This is a genomic window from Paenibacillus sp. FSL H7-0756 (assembly GCF_038006765.1).
In the GTDB taxonomy this organism is placed as follows: Bacteria; Bacillota; Bacilli; order Paenibacillales; family Paenibacillaceae; genus Paenibacillus_AQ.
This window is the reverse complement of record NZ_JBBOVT010000003.1, coordinates 1,512,955-1,532,161: the sequence shown is the minus strand read 5'-3', so window position 1 is coordinate 1,532,161 and position 19,207 is coordinate 1,512,955. Positions and strand designations below refer to the sequence as shown.

The window sequence follows — 19,207 nt, the reverse complement described above, 5'->3', positions numbered from 1 at the left end:
TCCCTCTCTCTTAACCGATAATTTCATCAATTCGTGCCAGTATATCCTCATTCAGCTCAATACCCGAAGCCTGCACATTCTCCTCTACCTGCTCAGGGCGGCTCGCGCCGACCAAGGCACTGGATACATTAGGCTGGCGCAGAATCCAGGCCAGCGCCAGATTGCCTACGGAGATATCCAGTTCAGCGGCAACCTTGCCCAGCTCCTGAACCTTTGTAATCTTCTCCTCCGTAATTCCTTTGCGCATCCAGTCCAGCCGGGCAGCCCGGCTGTCTGCCGGAATATCGGAGACCGAGCTGTATTTGCCGGTCAGCAGACCTTGAGCGAGCGGGGAGAATACGACTTGTCCAATGCCCTTACGCAGGCCAAGCGGGATAATCTCCTTCTCGATATATCGTTCAAACATATTATAGACCGGCTGATTGACCACGATATGATCCAGCAGATACCGGTCAGCAACCGCAAGAGCTTCGGTCATCTGCGCCGCTGTCCATTCACTGACTCCCACATACAGCACCTTGCCCTGACGGACCAGATCATCCAGCGCCCGCAGCGTCTCTTCGATCGGGGTGTCCGGATCATACCGGTGACAGTAGAGCAAATCCACATATTCAGCGCCCAGCCGCTTCAGGCTGGCATGGCATTGCTCGGTAATATGCTTCCGGGACAGGCCGCGGTCATTGGGACCGTCACCCATTACCCCGAACACCTTGGTCGCCAGCACATAGGATTCGCGCGGATAGCTGCTCAGGGTAGCTCCCAGCACCTTTTCCGCTGCCCCCTTCTCATAGACATTCGCGGTATCAAAAAAATTAATGCCCAGGGAGTAAGCGGTTTCAATGGCCTTAACGGCATTGTCCTGTTCCACATATCCTCCGTAGGTCAACCAGCTTCCCAGGCTGATCTCACTGACCTTAAGTCCGGTTCCACCTAATCTGCGGTATTTCATTAATCCCTTGCTCCTCTCTGAATCCGGCGGGTCCCGCCAACCGGTTGCTATATGCACCTATTCATTCTAGAACAAATTGGTAGAAATAGAAAGCGGAGCGGACAGCGGGACCATCTGGTTGCGCTCCATCAGCGCCCACAATTGCCCGGCCAGCTCTGCTGCTGAATAGGGCGTTGCACGCGTAACCAGCTGTTCGATCATACCGGTCATGGCCACAGCCAGAAATTGCACCAGAATTCCCTTGTCCATCATCTTGTTAATGCCGCTCATATCCACCTGTTTGTCGAACCCCCGCATCAGTACCGCCTGCAGGCGGTTTCGGAACGCGGGAACCCCTTGATTAGCCAGCGCCGCTGCATAGAAGGAAGCATGCTCATCGAGGTAACGGAACGTATAGTGCAGAGCCGCCTCCGTAGGAAAAAGCGCCTGCTCGCCGCACGGCAGACAGCTGTCAATCAGCTTGACAAAATGTGTCCTGATGCACTGATCCAGCAGATCGTATTTGTCGGTGTAATGCGAATAAACGGTGCCCCGGCTTACATTGGCCCGTTCGGCTATTTCGTTTATCGTGATCTGTTCGAAGTTCTTCTCTGCAATCAGCTGGATAAAAGCTTCAATAATGGCCTCCTGCGACTTACGTATCCTTCTATCCATAGATTACCCCTTCTTCACCCGTTCGCCTTGAATTGTACACTTCTCCAGATTCTGTACAATACTGAACACATTCCGACATTCTAGCAATTGATGCAGCTATAGCACACTGGTAGGATCATTATAGTGAACGTCTACCCGTAAATCAACAGAGGTTCCAAATACACTGACCGGAGGCTTCAGCTATGCATGCAATTGCTATTCAGCATTATGGTAATCCCGAAGTATTCACAGAACAAGTACTCCCTACTCCCGCTATCACCGAGACTCAGGTGCTCATTGAAATGTACGCCACAACTGTCAGTTCCGCTGACCAACTGGTGCGCTCAGGCGCATTCAAGGAGTTAATGCAGCTCCAGTTCCCCCATGTGCTGGGAGTAGAAGTAGCCGGAATAGTGAGGGCGATTGGGAAAAATGTGTCACGGCTGAAGGTCGGCGACCGCGTTATGGGGCTCTCCAGATCCGGCGGCGGTTATGCAGACTTCATCTCTATGGAAGAGAACTCAGCTATTGGAATTCCGCCCGGACTTTCCTTTCAGGAAGCTGCCGCCCTGCCCGCTGCGGCCTTGTCAGCCTGGCAGTCGTTATTTCAGTACGGCAAGCTGAATTACGGCCAGCGGATTCTTATTCACGCAGGCGCTGGAGGTGTAGGGCATCTTGCGGTGCAAATGGCCAAGCAGCACGGAGCTTATGTCCTGGCTACCGCCCGGGAATATAATCATGAATTTGTGGGGAAGCTTGGAGCGGATGAGGTTATTGACTACAGGGCCACTGATTTTGCAGAAGCTGCCGGCGGCACAGTAGATATTGTACTGGATATGGTGAGAGAGGCGGTGGTTGATGCGGACACTGGAATAGGAGCAACCGAACAGAAGAACCTCCAGATTCTGCGTGACAACGGAAGGCTAATTTCCCTGATAGACCCGCTGATCGCCACCCACCCCAAGGTACGCGGAATCGAAGCCCAGTTTGCCTATATCGAGCCGAACCCAAGGGATCTGGCTTCCATTATCCAGCAAGTACGCGAGCATAAGCTTAAGGTGCATGTGGAGGAGATTTTTCCTTTTAACATGCAAGGGATCGTAGATGCACATAATCATTATGAAACCAGGAAAATTCGGGGGAAACTAGTGATCCTGAGACAACAGGAATAGAATATTATACCGAGATAGACTATTATGTCACACTTGGAATACAGATAGATTCCAGATGAACATTCAGCACCCGGATCACACGTTGTTTATTCATCCGGTCAGGCTCAAGCATGGCATGAAGGGCCAGCCCGTCAATCAAGGCATACAGCCGCTCGGCCTCATCGTCCTTGTCCAGCCCCGGCTTGAGGAGCCCCTGCTGATCCAGATAGTCAATAATTTGGACAGTCAGCGGATAGATCGCATCATTAAGCTCAGCAGGCTTCTCCCCGGCAGTCTTGAGATGAAAGGTAAATGCGAACCATACCTCCATCTCAGCCATGCTGCTGTCGTCGGTGGGGATCAGTTCCAGCAGCACCCGCATAATCTGCTCCCGTGGGGTAAGCTCCGACTGCATAATGTCCACAATTCTCGCTGTTACGCGCTCCTTCACCAGATTCATAGCAAACTCCAGCAATTCCTGCTGGGTAGAGAAATAATGGCGCAGCGCACCCAAGGATACCCCCGCCTCAGCAGCAATATTTCGCACTGTTGCCCCTTTGATTCCCTGCCGGATAATGACCCGCCAGGTGGCTTCGGCAATATTCGATTTTCGTTCGGAATGATCTACAATTTTTGGCATGAGCACATTGTAGCATACCCGAATGGTTAAGCACAATTTAAATAATACGGTTGTATTATTTAAAATCCGCTGTTATACTTCGACTAGGCTATACTTACTATCAACTATAACAAGGGGTGCGATATGAATCTGGTTGCATGGGCGATTGTTACCTGTGAGGTATTGTTCTGGGTGGTTATTCTTGCAGGCTTTACAGCGCGTTATATCTTCAAGCGTCCTACACTGGGGCTGATTTTCCTGGCGATGACTCCGGTCCTCGATATCCTTCTGTTAATGATCTCCGGCGTGGATTTGTCACGAGGCGCTACCGCTACGACAGCACATGCGCTTGCAGCCGTGTATATTTCCATTTCCCTTATATTCGGTAAAAGCATGATTGCTTGGGCCGACGAACGCTTCCGCTACTATGTTACCAAGCAAGGGGCAAAGCCGGCCAAGCGTTACGGCATGGACCATGCCAGGCATTATTTCAAGGGCTGGGTGAAGCACTTGCTCTCTTTTGTGCTCGCTGCCGGCATTCTGTATGGTCTCATCATCTGGATTGACGATGCCGCCCGTACGGAGGCGCTGTCAAGTATCCTGACCGTATGGTCTATCGTGGTCGGCATTGACCTGATCATCACCGTTACTTATTTCATCTGGCCCCGTCAGGCCAAAGGTCCGAGCTGAATAGAAAAATAAGAGGCTGTCTCACAAGCTATGAAGAGGCTGCTTGGGACAGCCTTTATTGCGGAGCGGGATCAACGTGAGCACTTGGAAATGTAGTGTATAAATACACCTGAATTCACCAGATGTGAGCAAAACGAGCAAATGTAGTGTATAAGTACACTTGAATTCACCAAAAGTGAGTAAAATGAGCAAATGTAGTGTATAAGTACTCTTGAATTCACCAAAAGTGAGTAAAATGAGCAAATGTAGTGTATAAGTACTCTTGAATTAATGGGGGCTGTCTCAAAAGCCATGAAGAGGCTGCTTGGGACAGCCTTTTATTGCGGAGTGGGATCAACGTGAGCACTTGGGATGGACGCTCCGCAAACATAACGTTGTTACAATCGCTGTTGTGTCCAGATTTTATTTATTCCCCTTAGCGGTGAAAATCCGGACACAAAGGCGAACGCTTCGCTTTTACGCGGGTCGTTCTGCCCGCTCCGCTGTTTAAGCGGAAAATGATTTGTCCATCCTAAAAAAATCGCTCATTATGGTAAAATGGAGGTACCACCCAACCATTCCCAAAGGAGCGATGGGACAGCCTCTTTGGGCTTCGATGATGACTCAGGTACTTTGCGGAGGAGCCAAAATATATCTTCAAGTGGAAACGGCTTTGCCGTCCTTTTAAAAGACGGTACCGTTTCAGCGAGAAATAGAAGGATAATGTATAGCGTGAAACCTATACATTCTTATATTTTCAAAAAAGCCGGCTATACGCCGGCTCTTATATTTTTCACCGTCCGCTGCTCCAGTGAGAAATTCTTGTATATTCTGTCCCCGCCATTGCCGGTAGGGGCTTGCGCCAACAACCCGACCCTGATTGTATCTCCCACCGGAAGAGTAAAGAAGCGCATCATATCAAACCGTACACCATCGGTCGAATAATGAAATGCAAAGGCATTCCCGGATCTGGCGGCCTGCAGCCATACCTCATTGCCGTCAATGTTACAGCCATTCGCATCATCCGAGGTCTGGTTCGTAACTACGCTGACCACCGCATGGGTATCGAAATCCGTCAGCTCGAAGCAGGCCTTCGCCCAGACCGACAGATCCTGCATAATCATAATGGAAGAAGAATCGTAAGTGTCCCGGAAGTCATGACTCACCTTCACCCGCAGCACGAAATCCCCGGTTACTTCAGTATAGAAGAACGGCGCATTGGTCAGGCTCTCAGGCGTCAGCCCTTCTTCCGCAACCGCCCCGTTATTGCAGAAGAAATCACTGTTAGCAGTCGCTTCTACTATAATACTGTCCTCCTCAACCCTGATGTTCCCCTCATTCATCCATTGGTACGCTGCGTAATCAGCCTTGGTCATTGGTAGTCCTCCTGTTTTTGGATATTTCTAATTAATTGCAAAGCAATCACATCCTATAGCAAAATGGAAAAATAACATATAGCAATATTTTGACAGACTCTTGAATATTAGGTTGAGTTAAACCATGGTTTAAGTCGTATTCTATAAATGTCGACACCTAAACCATCACTTGGAGGCCTCCAGATGAATTATTATTCCATTGGCGAAGCGGCAGCCCGGCTCGGGATTCCGGAATCTACCATACGTTATTATGAGAAGAAGGGATTGCTGCCCCGGGTGGAGCGGGATGAGGCGGGTAGGCGGATTTTCACGGAAGATTACCTTGCTTTTCTTAAGATTATCCTCTATCTGAAAAACACACAGATGCCCATAAGCCAGATCAGGCAATATGTGGACTGGATGGCGGAAGGGGAGCGCACGACTGCGCTGCGGCTCGCCATGTTTCAAGAACACAAACAGGCTGTACTGGCACAAATCACGCTCATGACCGAAGCCTTGCAGGGCATTGATAAGAAAATAAAACGGTATACGAATTACTTAGAAACTAAAGGAAATGAGGTTTTATCATGAAGCTCTCAGGAAACACCATTCTGATTACAGGCGGAGGCTCCGGCATTGGGCTGGCGATGGCTGAACGTTTCATCTCAGCAGGGAACACGGTCATTATTACTGGACGGCGTGAGCAGGTGCTGCAGTCGGCTAAGGACAAATTCCCCGGCCTGATTACCCGTGCGTGTGATCTAATGGTAGAGTCTGAACGTCTCGCTTTGTTCGACTGGGTAACTGCAAGCTATCCCGGAGTCAATGTCCTGGTGAACAATGCCGGGATTCAGCAGCGCTTCAATGTACAGACAGCGGATGTGAGGAACCATTGGGCTGATTTCAATCAGGAAATCACCACCAACCTTGAAGCCCCTCTTCATCTGGCTATGCTGTTTGCCCCTTTCTTCGCAGCACAGGAAGCTGGAACTATCATGAATGTGACCTCCGGCCTGGCCTTTACTCCGTTCGCCATCGCACCGATCTATTCAGCAACGAAGGCAGCCCTTCATTCCTTCACCATGAGTCTAAGGCTCCAGCTGTCCGGGACCCGCGTTGAAGTTATCGAGGTCGCCCCGCCAGCCGTAAATACAGATCTCGGCGGATCAGGACTGCATGTGCACGGGGAACCGCTGGAGGCGTTCACGGATGGGATTTTCCAGGGACTCGCTGACGGACTTCAGGAGATCGGATACGGTACATCTGTGAGCCGTCTGCGCATGTCACGGGACCGGATTGACGAATACGCGGCCCAGATGTATGAAGCGACGAAGAGCTATATTGAATAAAAGATCTGCATCAGAACACGCCAAAGAGACCGTCTTAGGGTAGACGGTCTCTTTGGTACACATGCGTTATTTGGAGAAGGCCTGCTTACATCAGCTTCTTAATCTTTTCCACTGGTAATTCCACCGCTTTGGAGACCTCTTCCGGGGTAAATCCATGAAGCAGTAATTTACGGATGATCTCCGCCTGGCCTTGTTCTATTCCTTGTTCTATTCCTTGCTCTATCCCCTGTTCTATACCTTTCTCTATACCCTTTTCTATCCCTTCAGCTATACCTTCTTCGTATCCCCAACGCTTCCAGGCTGGCATGAGTTCCATAATCGCTTCACCCTCCTCCGGGTATTGTATCATCAATTCTTGTATAATCTCTTCATCCTGGGCCCGGTCCGGCTGGAAATATAAATCTGCCACTGACATCACAAGCGCCAGCCGACCTTGATCGAGCCGTGTCTTCAGCTTCATGAACATGCGCAGAAACTCCCGGCGCACATCTCTCGCTTCTCTTGTAGTATACCCCATCTTGGCTAGTAACGCAGCAGCCACTGCATTGTCCGAATCAATAAATCTTCGCCAGTTCTGCTTACGCAGCTCTACCTTTAGGAATTGAAAGCGTAGAATCTGGTGCTCAGGAATAACCATTTCCAAGGTGTCCTGCTCTTCTCTGATCTCATCTGAAGTGAAGATGGCAATCGGAATAATCAGCTTATGTTCTTTACGGTAGCGCTCAAACAAACGGCTGAAATAGATAAACATCCGTTCATGAAACCGGTTATCCCGATACGACTGCGGCTCTAGATGAATCAGAATATAACCATCCAGTCCTTTGTAGCGGATTTCCAGCAACAGATCTAGCTCCCGCGCTTCCTCACCAACAATATCGACCAGCAATTCCTGCATCAGAAACCGGGTTTTACTATAGTCCAGCATTGCATCAAGCTCAGGAAAAAACAACTCAATAAATTCCTGAAAGAACGTCTCCAGCAGCTTCTTAAAAGCCTCATCATGCGGTATGGGTATTTTAGTCGCCTCCTGTTATATACAACTTGTTTGTTGTGAGTATATTCCAATTCAATGGAATTCGGTATAATAAAACGCACATGTGTTCTTATTTTATCCGTAAAAAAAGAGCAGCCCCGATTAAATGGCTGCCCTCGACTGATCAGAAGCATCAGCTTTATCTAACTAACCTACTCCTTACCCGCTTCAAGAAGCTTATCCAAGAGCCGGATAATCATCACTACGGATTCAGCGCGGGAAGTAGGATCATTCGGTTTAAAGGCGCCGTTGCCTTTCCCCGAGACAATTCCCGCATTAGCGAAGGCATGGATTGGCTCTGCCGCCCAGCTTGCTGCGAGGTCAGAGAATGACGCCGGTGCACCGGGAACATAGTTCGTAAGACGCGCCAGCATAGCTACAGCTTCCGCACGGGTGACCTGCTGTTTGGGGCGGAATGAACCATCGGCGTAGCCCTGGATCACACCATGCTCTTTAAGCGCCGCAAGTGCCTCCGAAGCCCAATGCCCCTGTGTATCGGAGAATCCAGCCCCTTGCGAGCCCGTCAGGCCAAAAGCTTTTGCAAGCATGGCAGCAAACTCGGCGCGTGTTACTTTGGCGTCAGGATGGAAGGAACCATCCGCATAACCGGTTATCATCCCCATCCGGGCAGCACGTTCAATGAATGATGCACTCCACAGAACGGCAGGTACATCCTGGAACTTAACAACAGCAGCTGTCCGGCCTTTGGCTACGATAGATTTAACCTTATTTAAGTCCAAGCTGTCTTTCAGCACAGGCCTGGTTAAGGTTGGCTTCGCGGGACCTGCAGTTATTGCCGGTGTTGGTGCCGGTGTCATCGTTGCTGTTGGTGACGCTGTCGGTGTTACCGCCGGCTTTGGTGTTGGCGTGGCTGCCGGTGTTACTCCCGTTTGTGGCGTTGGTGTTGGTGTCGGCGTTGGTGTTGGTGTCGGCGTTGGTGTCGGCGTCGGCTTTACCACCGGTACCGTTCCGCCCTCAACCACGATGGGAATCGCAACGGTTAAGCCGCCGAAGGAAGCTGTAATCGTTACTCCATCCCCCGCTGCAACACCCGTAATGATCCCCTTGTCCGATACCGAGGCGATTACAGGATCTGAGGTCGTCCAATGGACCTGATCTGTAACCACTGTACTTACTCCATTGTCATATACCGCCGTAATCACGGATGCCGCTTGTTCATTCACCTGCAAGGTATGTGTACCGGGATCGGCGGTCAGCTTCAGCAGCTTAGGCAGCGTACCTTCTGTCTGAACAGTTACCGATAGCTTCACTGGCGGCAGGTTGCCGTAATTCGCCTGGATGGTCGCCTCGCCCGCTTCAACGGCATGAATGACACCCTCCGCGTCTACTGTAGCTGCCTGCTCATTAGAAGATGTCCATATGGCTTGATTCGTGACATCGGCAGTGGAGTTATCGCTATAGGTAGCCGTGAGCACCGTCGCGTGCTTATCACCGACATTCAGTTTCAATTCAGCCGGGGCTACAGCCACAGAGGTCACGGTCCGCTCATCCTTTTTCACAATCGTATAGTTGTCAATTAATTCTGTGCTTTGCGTAGTGCGGGCTTGAATTACGATCTTATCATGACTCACCTGAATGGCAGAGTAGACCGGAACATCCTCGTCAAACATGAAATCAAGATACTCGTATTTGCTTCCATCGTAGAACTTCCAGCCGGACGCCCCGCCGTCCAGATAGACCGTTCCTTGCTCTCCGCTTGGCAGTGGCTTGCCTTTGCTCATCGGATAGGTCCGAGCATATACATGGTCATGGCCTTCCAGCACCAGATCGACCTTCAATTCTTCGAGAATAGGGGCAAAATAAGTCTGTGTGTATTCAATCAGATTGCCGCGTCCATCCTCGGTATGGTAGGCAGGTTTGTGGAACATGACAATCTTCCATTTTTTATTACTGGCTTGAAGATCCTGCCGAAGCCACTCCGCTTGCTTGCCCATCGTTACTTCGTCTGCTTCAGAGTTCAGCACTATGAAATGCACCTCTCCTGAATCGAACGAATAGGCATACTCCTTCTGGATCTCAGGCCCATTCACTGGTAGCCCCAATCCTTTGGCGAAAATATACTTCCCTCCCCCTTTTACATCATGATTCCCCATGGCATACGCTGAAGGAACAGAGGAGGAATAGACCGAAGAGGCTAGCCAGAACTGGTTCCATTCATTCAAAACCGCCCCGTCATCGACCATATCACCGCCATGCATAACGAACTGGGTATCGGGATAATTAGTGAACGCATGCTTGATCAATTGCTGATAGGTCTCCAGCCCATTGTCCCCTTTGGTATGCGAATCGGTTACAAATATAAAGGAAACAGGCTTGTCCGGTGCAACCTCCGCCGTCTTGTAATTGGACCAATCGCTCCAATGGCCATCGTAGCCGACTCTGTAACGGTAGCCCGTTCCCGGCTCAAGACCGGTGACTAATGCGTGATGAAACTTGATTTCGCCCATAGGTCCGCCTGCAACCTCAGGAATGACCTCCACCTCGGAGAGCGCACGCTGCATGGCTGCTTTTGCCGGAGCATTCGCCAGGTCACTGTCCACCCAATCACTATCTTTCATATACTGGATGTAGGCTTCTTGAACAGTTGGCGCGGTCTGCCACCCTACACTCAGCATCGTCTTCATATCTTCGGTGACAAAGGTCTGCACATATTGCGGATCTGCCCCGCCAAACGGCGCTACAACATTCATACTGATACTCTCGCTGGTCCCGCCATCCTTGACAGCCTGCACGCTCCAAGTGCCAATGGCAAGGTTCGTCAGGGGCGTATGGATCTCTCCCTTGGCATCCGTCAAGCCGATTCCTGCGGCAAGATCACTCTGCTCCACATCTGCGGATGAGATGTACCCCGCCTTGCTGCCATCCGGCAAATACACCTTGATGAATCCGGAGGCACTGCCTGCCGTGGCGAACATCCGCGTGTTCTTCTCTACAGCAAGCAACACTGCGGATGCTGAATCGGCTTTGGCATATACTTTGGACCCATCGGCGGTTACATTCACATAAGTCTGAGGACCGCTGGTATCGGTAAAATCAATCCCGGCTCCTTCCACCGGCGCTCCTGCGCGGGAGGTAACCGAGATGATACTCTGAGTATGCAGGCCTGATCCTTTGATGCTGATCTTGTAAGGAAACCCGATCTTATAACTTAACGGAGAGGCGAAGGAACGAACTGGCGTCCCGCTTCCATATCCGAAACTGCCCTCTACCATGGCCATCTGCTTAGCCGTCTCGCCGCGTTCCATTTTCGCAGACCGGTTCACTTCAAAATCAATACTTGCCAGCGCATCCGCCTGATCCCCTTGCAATCCCTCTGCACTGACTTCAACATAGCCGCCTGTATTGTCGATGACCGTCTGCACATGGCTGAGGCCGGAACGTGCAGTAATCACATTGGCCTGCAATGTCGCTGGATCGAACTTGATTCTGGCCTGGAAGCTCTTGGCTTCGCCTACGTCGGTCGCCTTCAGCTTCAACTGGTAGGTCTCATTACTGACAGCCTCCTCCGGGGCTTCCAAGGTGAATCGGGCCCCATGCTCAATCTGAAAAGCATATTCGGCCGCTGCCGGATTGCCGGCCCTATCCTTCACTTCCGCCAGCACCTGATGATACCCTCCGTCCAGCGGGAGCTCCGGGTGATAGGTGATCTGCTTAAGATTCAGATCATAGGCATACGTTGACGGTGCCGCAGCCTGACCATCCACCGTTAAGCGGATGGAATCCGGATCAATGCCCGACTTGGCATCCTCCGCTGACAGAATAAGGTCAGAGACGGGGGCGCTCAACGTTTGATTAGGAGCAGGTGACGCCGGACTTAATACAGGCACATCCATATCTTCATCCAGCGGTTCATCATAGATCAGCCTGACGTCATCAATCCAAATCGAGCCTTTATTCTTTTTGCTCATTTGTCTTTCTTTCATCTGGAAGTAGAAAGCCAGCGTTCCCGGCATAGTCAAGTCTGAACCTATATCCGCCTCAACATACTTCCACCCGCTCCAGTCGATCCCGGTCTCTTCACTCCTGATTTCATACGTTTTGGATTTACCGGTAGAAGAAACGTAGAACTTGGAGGTAAGACCATGACCTTCCTGATTGGCGTATACCCACATCCCGATTCTTTTAGGGGTTCTGTTCGTGAGCGGCAGCTGAGTCGCCGGACCAACGGCAACCTGGGAGGGGTTATCAGTGATGCCAATGAAGTCATAATCAATCCGCAGGGACTTCGCTCCGCTATGTACGTATTTCGGATTCGACTCCAGCGCCAGACTGCCGCTATGAATGCGGGCACTGTCAAAGGTTAAGTCCGCTAAGCTCACCTGTTCAAAATCCTCAACCTTCACGACCCCGCTGGTCTCCGCGGCCTCCCCAAAGGCAGTCGGTAACGGAGATAGAGCTGGGGTAAGAGTGGGAAGCAGAACCGTCATAGCCAAGATCCCGCTCCATACTTTCTTTACAAATGGATAATTACTCACGAACTTTCACGCTCCTTGTTGTCTGTACTAATAGTCAGCATAACGGCGTAATATGTTCGTAGAATCATCACAATGTAAGCATATTAAATTTTATTTTATTAGACAGCGACAGCAATCGCCTTCAGGTCCGGTGAGATCCATAGCTCGGCCCCGGTTGCCTGCTGAACGTCTTCTACCGTCAGACCCGGTGCGATTTCCATCAGCATCAGCCCTTGGCCCGGGATCACCTCGATGACCGCCATTTCAGTGACAATCGTGTTTACGACATGCACCGCTGTCAGGGGCAGCTTACAGGCTTTGACTATTTTCGGCTGCCCGTCCTTGCTCACATGGTCCATGGCGATAATGACCCGCTTGGCTCCGACGACCAGATCCATAGCCCCGCCCATACCCGGGACCTTTTTCCCCGGAATCATCCAGCTGGCCAGATTGCCCTGCTCATCAACCTCAAGCGCACCCAGCACGGTGATGTCTACATGTCCTCCACGGATGATTGAGAAGGAGACCGCGCTGTCAAAATAGCAGGCTCCGGCCATCGTGGTCACGAAGCTGCCGCCAGAATCGATACAGTCGATGTTTTCCTCTGACTTCGCCGCCTTGGGGCCTACTCCGAGTATTCCGTTCTCCGCCTGCAGCATAATCTGGACATGATCGGGAATATAGTCTACCGCCAGGGTCGGCATCCCGATCCCCAGATTCACTACATCGCCGTCCTTGAATTCCTGGGCGATTCTTCTCACAATAAATTCCCGGTTATTCATGCGTATTTCCCACCTTTACAATAGCATCAATCAAAATCCCCGGGACGTTGACATGATTGGGATCAATCTCCCCGAGCTTCACATAAGTATCTACCTCAGCTACTACATAATCCGCCGCCATCGCCATCACAAAATTGAAGTTCCGGGAAGAGCCGTCGATCACCAGATTCCCCGCCTCGTCCGCTTTATGGGCCCGGATCAGCGCCACATTTGCATGGAGAGGCAGCTCTAGCAGATATTCTTTTCCGTCGATATCAAGCTTTCTTTTGCCTTCCTCTACAATCGTTCCTACTCCTACAGGAGTTAACACACCGCCCAACCCCGCTCCTCCGGCCCGGATTTTCTCAGCTAACGTGCCCTGCGGATAGAGATTCACCTCCGCTTCCTTGGTCATCAGCAGTCTTCCGGTCTCTGGATTGGAGCCAATGTAGGAGGCATAGATGCGCTTGACCCGGCCGCTTTTGACCAGCTTATAGATCGATAATTCCGGGGTACCTGTATCATTGGAGATGAGCGAGAGATTACCCGCAGAATGAGTCTCGACAAGCGCACGCACCAGCTCTTCGGGGTGGCCTCCAGCCAGAAAACCGCCGACCATCACGGTGTCTCCATCCTTAACCCTCTTCACGGCATCTTCGGCGGAGATTAATTTGTTTATCATAGATTTCAGGCTCCTTGTTCATTATTTGGAAAAAAGCTGGTTACTGGATATAGTCATGAATGACTTTGCCATAGGGCAGCGTCAGATCAGCAATAAAATGCTTTCCGCCGCGATACGTCTTCACCGGCAAATCGGCCACAGGGGCATTCACATGGGGGACCAGGCTTAAGCGGGCCGGCCCGGTCCAAGATCCTTTTACATGAACATCTTCAAGAGTGTAAGCAACCAGCTGCGCAATCTTAGGGGTCCCATCCACATCGGGGATCAGTTTCAGATTCACTTGGGTCGTAGTGATAGCTCTGGCTGTATCCTCTGCATCCAACACACTATGCTTGTAAGGCATAGTTCCCACGGCCACCAGAACATCGTTGTAATGCAGCGTGCCGGTCAGCGTCTCCGTACCTGCAACGGTCAGGCGGGGAGAGGCCCACTTTTTGGGGAACCCCCAGATCTCCCGTCCTCCCAGAATGGCAGGCGAATTATCCAGATACATCTGGGCTACAAAATTGCAGGGCTCCCCCTGAAAAATACACGGAATCACGATCCCGCTCTCCTCATAGCTTCCCAGGCCCGACGAATCAGGCATCTTGATCCATTCATATGACACGGTGTTACTTCCATCAGGCTGCAAGGGTTCCGGGACCGCTTGTCTGATCGCCGCAGGGTCGGATTCATAAGTGATAACCATAAATTCACGGTCAATGAAGCGGTAAGGCGGACGCCCGTAACCCGGACTGGCCGCAGGCATGGATTGCAGCGCAAGAACCTCTTTTGCATTCATAATGAGTTTAAACTCCCTTTCTGTCAGAGTTGTGTTAATAACGTGCGTTCTCTACCAGCATAGCAATGCCCATCCCCGTTCCGATGCACAAGCTGGCTATACCATAATGCGATGATCTCCGTACCATTTCATGGACCAGCGTAACGAGTACCCTGGCTCCGCTGGCCCCGACTGGATGTCCAATCGCAATCGCGCCGCCATTAACATTCACTTTCTCCGGATTAAGCTCAAGCTCGTGCAGTACCGCTATAGCCTGTGCCGCAAAGGCTTCATTAATCTCGAACAAATCGATGGCCTCAAGAGGAATGCCCTGGTCCTTAAGCAGCGACTTAATGGCCCTTACCGGACCCATTCCCATGTAGGCAGGATCTACGCCCACCAGGGAATAGCCCTTAATATAGGCTAAAGGCTCTACCTCAAGCTCCTTGCATTTATCTTCCGACATGACCAGCACAGCCGCCGCTCCATCATTGATCCCCGAGGCATTTCCGGCAGTAACCGACCCGTTTTCCTTAAAAGCAGGCTTCAGATGAGCAAGCTTCTCTTTGCTGACCTCTCCTCTTACATGCTCATCCTCCGCGAACCAGGCTGTCTCCTTTTTGATTTTGGTCATCACGGGCACAATCTGCTCTGCAAAAACCTGCTTCCGTTTAGCTTCAGCGGCCTTGATCTGGCTGTCATAGGCAAATTCATCCTGCTCCAGTCGTGAAATATGATATTTCTCGGCAATGTTCTCGGCAGTAATGCCCATATGATAGTTATTGATCGGACAGGTCAGGCCATCAGCCACCACGGTATCTATCAGCTCGCTATTCCCAAGCTTGTAACCGTTTCTTGCATTTTTCAGCACATAAGGGGCGTTAGACATACTCTCCATCCCCCCGGCCAGGAGAACACTCCCTTGTTCAGCCCGAATAGAATTGTAAGCCAAAGCAACGGTATGAAGCCCTGAACCGCAAACGGTGTTGATGGTTGTTGCAGGAACTTCAATGGGGATACCGGCTTGCAGCGCCGCCTGTCTGGCAGGATTCTGGCCCTCGCCTGCCTGAAGGACATTGCCCAGATAGATCTGCTCCACTAGCGCAGGCTCCACATGGCTTTGCTGAAGGCAGGCCGTCATCACCTTTGCTCCTAATTCCGTAGCACTTAGTGTCGAAAGTCCGTTGTTAAATGAACCAACTGCAGTCCGTAAGGGACTTACCAATGCAATTCTGTTCACAAAATCTCACATTCCTTTCTAATGGTATTGGACTTACATGCGGGTATTTATCACGATGTATGAGAGAGTATGCGTTGCGGCTTAGATCGGTTAAATCAGCTTAATTAGCTTGATCGGCTCAGCCGCCTTGATCGCCTTCCTCCGTCTGATTATTTGGTATTTATTTACATATTCAGTGTAAGCCTAAACACCAGTTTCCTCAACACTCAAAAATATACATAATTTTACATACGAATACCTCTAGGCCCTTGTACAATCCCTCAACGAGGTTATACTAGCATTTCCTTTGATATTCTGGTTATTAATGGTTATTTCAGAAAATCACATGAAAACATACCAAAAGAGTTCACATAAAAAAACGCCTCCGGCCCTTGCTTGGGTCTGGAGACGGTTTGTGCAGCACTCTTAGCATATTATTCAGTATTTGGAGGAGCCCTGCTTACATCAGCTTCTTAATCTTCTCCATCGGTAACTCCACCGCTTCGGAGACCTCTTCCGGAGTGAGTCCGTGAAGCAGTAATTTACGAATAATCTCCGCCTGGCCTTTTTCTATCCCGCGTTCTATGCCTTGCTCTATGCCCTTCTCTATTCCCTGTTCTATTCCTTCAGCTATACCCTCTTCATATCCCCAACGCTTCCAGGCTGGCATGAGTTCCATAATCGCTTCACCCTCCTCCGGGTATTGTATCATCAATTCTTTTATAATCTCTTCATCCTGCGCCCGGTCCGGCTGGAAATATAAATCTGCCACTGACATCACAAGCGCCAGCCGACCCTGATCGAGCCGTGTCTTCAGCTTCATGAACATGCGCAGAAATTCCCGGCGCACCTCTCTCGCTTCTCTTGTAGTATAACCCATCTTGGCCAGTAACGCAGCAGCCACTGCATTGTCCGAATCAATAAATCTTCGCCAGTTCTGCTTACGCAATTCCACCTTGAGAAACTGAAAGCGCAGGATATGATGTTCAGGAATAACCATCTCCAAGGTATCCTGCTCTTCCCTGATCTCATCTGAAGTAAAAATCGCAATCGGTATAATCAGCTTATGCTCTTTACGGTAGCGCTCAAATAGTCGGCTGAAGTAAATAAACATTCGTTCATGAAACCGTGAATCCCGATACGACTGCGGCTCCAGGTGAATGAGAATATAACCGTCCAGCCCTTTGTAGCGGATCTCCAGCAGCAGATCCAGCTCCCGCGCTTCCTCGCCAACAATATCCACTAGCAATTCCTGCATCAGAAACCGGGTTTCACTATAGTCCAGCATTGCATCAAGCTCAGGAAAAAACAACTCAATAAATTCCTGAAAAAACGTCTCCAGCAGCTTCTTAAATGCTTCATCATGCGGTAAGGGGATTTTAGTCGCCTCCTGTTATATCTTGCCTGTTTCTTGTGAGCATATCCCATTTTAATGGAATTCAATATAACAAAAAGCACATATGTTCGTATTGAATGAAAAAAGAGCCGCAGATGATACTCCTGTGGCTCTTCTTGTCAAATTGTCTATTTTATATGTGTATTCATCATTGTCAAAACACCCGCTTCTTATCCTTCTCCTCGATCAAAATCTGCACCGATTCCTTGAACCGGATCGCATGAATGATCTCCCGCTCGCGCAGGAACTTGAGGCTGTCCTGCAGATCCACATCGTCGGTCATGTCAATCAGCCACTGGTATGTAGCCCGGGCTTTCTCCTCTGCGGCGATGTCCTCATACAGGTCAGCGATCGGATCGCCTTTGGCCGCAATGTAGGCGGCTGTGAACGGAACACCGGCAGAGTTGTTGTAGAACAGCGCATGATCCCGCTGCGCATAGTTCGGGCCCAAGCCTGCGGCTTCCAGCTCCTGCACCGAAGCGTCCTTGGTCAGCTTGTAGATCATGGTGGCGATCATTTCGAGATGAGCAAATTCCTCGGTGGAAATATCCGTTAGTACCCCAATAACCTTATCGGGTATAGCATACCGCTGGTTCATATAGCGCAGCGCCGCAGCCAGCTCGCCGTCCGCACCGCCGTATTGCTCCATCAGATACCGGGCCATCCGCACATCACATTTGCCGACACGCACCGGGTATTGCAGCTTTTTCTCATAGATCCACATTCGTGAACTTCCCCCTCCTTAAGGCTATTTCATTTCCGGCTTCATGTCTTAGACTTGCCAAGGCCAGGGACTCTCGATCCATTGCCATGGAGCCTTGGAATAGGCGCGGCCGAAATTCTGCAGAGGTCCGTACAGCTCCTGGAACTGGTTCGCCAGCTTGGTGCGCTCATACGTCAGCTGATTGAACTGCTCGATCGCCTTCACATCGTCCGGATGAGTATCCAGGAACAGATTCAGCTCTACGAGTGCAAAATCAAGGACCTGCAGCTGCTCCAGCATCTCGTAATAACGGGGCTCGCAAGGATTAGCTTCCATAGCCTACTTCCCTCCTTTGAACTTGGACTCATAAGGGCTGTATAGCGATGGCCATAACGTTCCATGCTTGAGCGCCTCCGGCAGGGAGAACTGCGGCAGATTCGGGGGCTGAAACGTGACGAATTGATTCGGCGGCACAACATACGTCTTGAACGGCACCGGCGGACAAGGATCAAACGGTCCCCTGTACGGTGTCCATACGCGATCCTGGGAGTTCAATGATCATTCCTCCTCATAATTATTGAGAGCATACCTTCATGCTTCCAGATCTTTGACAGTTACCTTCGTAACTAATTTATGACCGCTCCTGAGGGGAAAAGAACCCCTGCGCAAAAAAACAAGGTACATCAGCAGCCCTGTCATGGCTGCGTGATGTACCCTGTTGTAAAGGTAGCCGCTATTCTGGCGGCTCTTCAGCATACTCTTTATCTTCCTCCGCGTCCTCTGTATCCCCTTCGGCTGCAAGCGGAGCTTCCCACTGGGTATTAACTTGACTCATTATGATCAACCAAGAACTCCTCCCGCTCATCCACCAGCCCCCGGGATCTTCACCTAGAGCCGCGCCTGCTCCTTATCAAGTACCAGCCGACGATAGAATTGACCTGATTGTGGTTCTGGACACACTCTTTCTCAGGGGATATTGTTGATGTTGTTTCAATATCTCTTGCATGGAGGAGTGTACGCAATGATTAGACAAGCAACCGCCGATGATTGGAAGGAAATATCCTCTTTACTTGACCAACTGGGATATCCTAATACCGGCTCTTTTATTAAAGGCAATATAGAAAAGTTAATCGCTCATCCTGACGAAGAGCTAATGGTATATGAAGATGAGGGACGAGTTGTAGCTTGCATTTCGTTGCACTATATTCCCCAGCTAGCTCTTCCAGGGGACATTGCTTGCATTAGTTATCTTGTTGTTGATTCAACAACAAGAAGTACAGGCATTGGACGTGAAGTTGAAGAATACGCAAGCCAGGCAGCTAAAAAAAGAAACTGCGACAGAATCCAGGTACATTGCCATTCCCGGAGAGTTGACGCACATCGGTTCTATAATCGGCAAGGTTTCTCAGAGTCTCCAAAATACTTCACAAAGATGCTATAACAAAAGAGCGCG

The 19,207-nt window shown here is 50.4% G+C and carries 19 protein-coding genes; 5 read left to right on the top strand and 14 right to left on the bottom strand.

The window, feature by feature from the left end; translation table 11 throughout:
• Positions 1-10: 10 nt before the first annotated feature.
• Both NST04_RS32490 and NST04_RS32485 read right to left on the bottom strand, forming a co-directional pair.
• Entirely contained in the window at positions 11-949 is a 939-nt protein-coding gene (locus tag NST04_RS32490) for an aldo/keto reductase family protein (RefSeq protein WP_341187898.1), read from the bottom strand.
• 66 nt (positions 950-1,015) lie between these two features.
• Entirely contained in the window at positions 1,016-1,603 is a 588-nt protein-coding gene (locus tag NST04_RS32485) for a TetR/AcrR family transcriptional regulator (protein ID WP_341187897.1), read from the bottom strand.
• Positions 1,604-1,785: 182 nt separating this feature from the next.
• Between NST04_RS32485 and NST04_RS32480 the strand changes: the two genes are divergently transcribed.
• Positions 1,786-2,754 carry an NADP-dependent oxidoreductase gene (locus NST04_RS32480; RefSeq protein ID WP_341187896.1) on the top strand — a complete coding sequence of 323 codons (969 nt, stop codon included), beginning with the start codon at positions 1,786-1,788 and terminating at the stop codon, positions 2,752-2,754.
• A gap of 22 nt (positions 2,755-2,776) precedes the next feature.
• Here NST04_RS32480 and NST04_RS32475 read toward each other — a convergent pair whose 3' ends face one another.
• Positions 2,777-3,373 (bottom strand): TetR/AcrR family transcriptional regulator, encoded by a 597-nt coding sequence (locus NST04_RS32475; protein ID WP_341187895.1) that lies wholly within the window; start codon positions 3,371-3,373, stop codon positions 2,777-2,779.
• Between the two features lie 123 nt (positions 3,374-3,496).
• Here NST04_RS32475 and NST04_RS32470 point away from each other — a divergent pair, with 123 nt between their 5' ends.
• Positions 3,497-4,042, top strand: a complete 546-nt coding sequence (locus NST04_RS32470) for a hypothetical protein (protein ID WP_341187894.1) — start codon at positions 3,497-3,499, stop codon at positions 4,040-4,042.
• A gap of 749 nt (positions 4,043-4,791) precedes the next feature.
• Here the strand turns inward: NST04_RS32470 and NST04_RS32465 are convergent.
• A complete protein-coding gene (locus NST04_RS32465; protein WP_341187893.1) occupies positions 4,792-5,397 on the bottom strand; it encodes a DUF1349 domain-containing protein in 606 nt (201 codons plus the stop codon).
• Positions 5,398-5,580: 183 nt separating this feature from the next.
• On the opposite strand from NST04_RS32465, the gene NST04_RS32460 reads away from it, so the two are divergent.
• Together NST04_RS32460 and NST04_RS32455 are read left to right on the top strand one after the other, a co-directional pair.
• Complete coding sequence (locus NST04_RS32460) at positions 5,581-5,967, top strand: MerR family transcriptional regulator (protein ID WP_341187892.1); 387 nt, start codon at positions 5,581-5,583, stop codon at positions 5,965-5,967.
• Complete coding sequence (locus tag NST04_RS32455) at positions 5,964-6,725, top strand: SDR family oxidoreductase (protein ID WP_341187891.1); 762 nt, start codon at positions 5,964-5,966, stop codon at positions 6,723-6,725. The genes NST04_RS32460 and NST04_RS32455 overlap by 4 nt, the downstream gene beginning before the upstream one ends.
• Before the next feature lie 85 nt (positions 6,726-6,810).
• On the opposite strand, the gene NST04_RS32450 is transcribed toward NST04_RS32455, so the two are convergent.
• The 10 genes from NST04_RS32450 to NST04_RS32405 all read right to left on the bottom strand — a co-directional run bounded on the left by NST04_RS32450 (position 6,811) and on the right by NST04_RS32405 (position 18,309).
• Positions 6,811-7,734 carry an Rpn family recombination-promoting nuclease/putative transposase gene (locus NST04_RS32450; protein ID WP_341188127.1) on the bottom strand — a complete coding sequence of 308 codons (924 nt, stop codon included), beginning with the start codon at positions 7,732-7,734 and terminating at the stop codon, positions 6,811-6,813.
• Between the two features lie 176 nt (positions 7,735-7,910).
• Positions 7,911-12,254 carry an S-layer homology domain-containing protein gene (locus NST04_RS32445; protein ID WP_341187890.1) on the bottom strand — a complete coding sequence of 1,448 codons (4,344 nt, stop codon included), beginning with the start codon at positions 12,252-12,254 and terminating at the stop codon, positions 7,911-7,913.
• Between the two features lie 98 nt (positions 12,255-12,352).
• Positions 12,353-13,015 (bottom strand): 3-oxoacid CoA-transferase subunit B, encoded by a 663-nt coding sequence (locus NST04_RS32440; RefSeq protein WP_076155054.1) that lies wholly within the window; start codon positions 13,013-13,015, stop codon positions 12,353-12,355.
• Positions 13,008-13,676, bottom strand: coding sequence for a CoA transferase subunit A (locus NST04_RS32435; protein WP_341187889.1), 669 nt, complete (start codon positions 13,674-13,676; stop codon positions 13,008-13,010). The genes NST04_RS32440 and NST04_RS32435 overlap by 8 nt, the downstream gene beginning before the upstream one ends.
• Before the next feature lie 40 nt (positions 13,677-13,716).
• Positions 13,717-14,457 carry an acetoacetate decarboxylase gene (locus NST04_RS32430; RefSeq protein WP_341187888.1) on the bottom strand — a complete coding sequence of 247 codons (741 nt, stop codon included), beginning with the start codon at positions 14,455-14,457 and terminating at the stop codon, positions 13,717-13,719.
• A gap of 34 nt (positions 14,458-14,491) precedes the next feature.
• On the bottom strand, positions 14,492-15,676 hold the full coding sequence (locus NST04_RS32425) for an acetyl-CoA C-acetyltransferase (protein ID WP_341187887.1): 1,185 nt from the start codon (positions 15,674-15,676) through the stop codon (positions 14,492-14,494).
• A gap of 439 nt (positions 15,677-16,115) precedes the next feature.
• A complete protein-coding gene (locus tag NST04_RS32420) occupies positions 16,116-17,033 on the bottom strand; it encodes an Rpn family recombination-promoting nuclease/putative transposase (protein ID WP_341188126.1) in 918 nt (305 codons plus the stop codon).
• Positions 17,034-17,205: 172 nt separating this feature from the next.
• Complete coding sequence (locus NST04_RS32415; RefSeq protein ID WP_036692823.1) at positions 17,206-17,775, bottom strand: manganese catalase family protein; 570 nt, start codon at positions 17,773-17,775, stop codon at positions 17,206-17,208.
• A gap of 48 nt (positions 17,776-17,823) precedes the next feature.
• Positions 17,824-18,090: a spore coat protein CotJB gene (locus NST04_RS32410; RefSeq protein WP_341187886.1), complete on the bottom strand. Its 267-nt coding sequence runs from the start codon at positions 18,088-18,090 to the stop codon at positions 17,824-17,826.
• 3 nt (positions 18,091-18,093) lie between these two features.
• Positions 18,094-18,309 carry a spore coat associated protein CotJA gene (locus NST04_RS32405; RefSeq protein ID WP_036692819.1) on the bottom strand — a complete coding sequence of 72 codons (216 nt, stop codon included), beginning with the start codon at positions 18,307-18,309 and terminating at the stop codon, positions 18,094-18,096.
• A gap of 466 nt (positions 18,310-18,775) precedes the next feature.
• Between NST04_RS32405 and NST04_RS32400 the strand changes: the two genes are divergently transcribed.
• Positions 18,776-19,195 (top strand): GNAT family N-acetyltransferase, encoded by a 420-nt coding sequence (locus tag NST04_RS32400; RefSeq protein WP_341187885.1) that lies wholly within the window; start codon positions 18,776-18,778, stop codon positions 19,193-19,195.
• Positions 19,196-19,207: the final 12 nt, after the last annotated feature.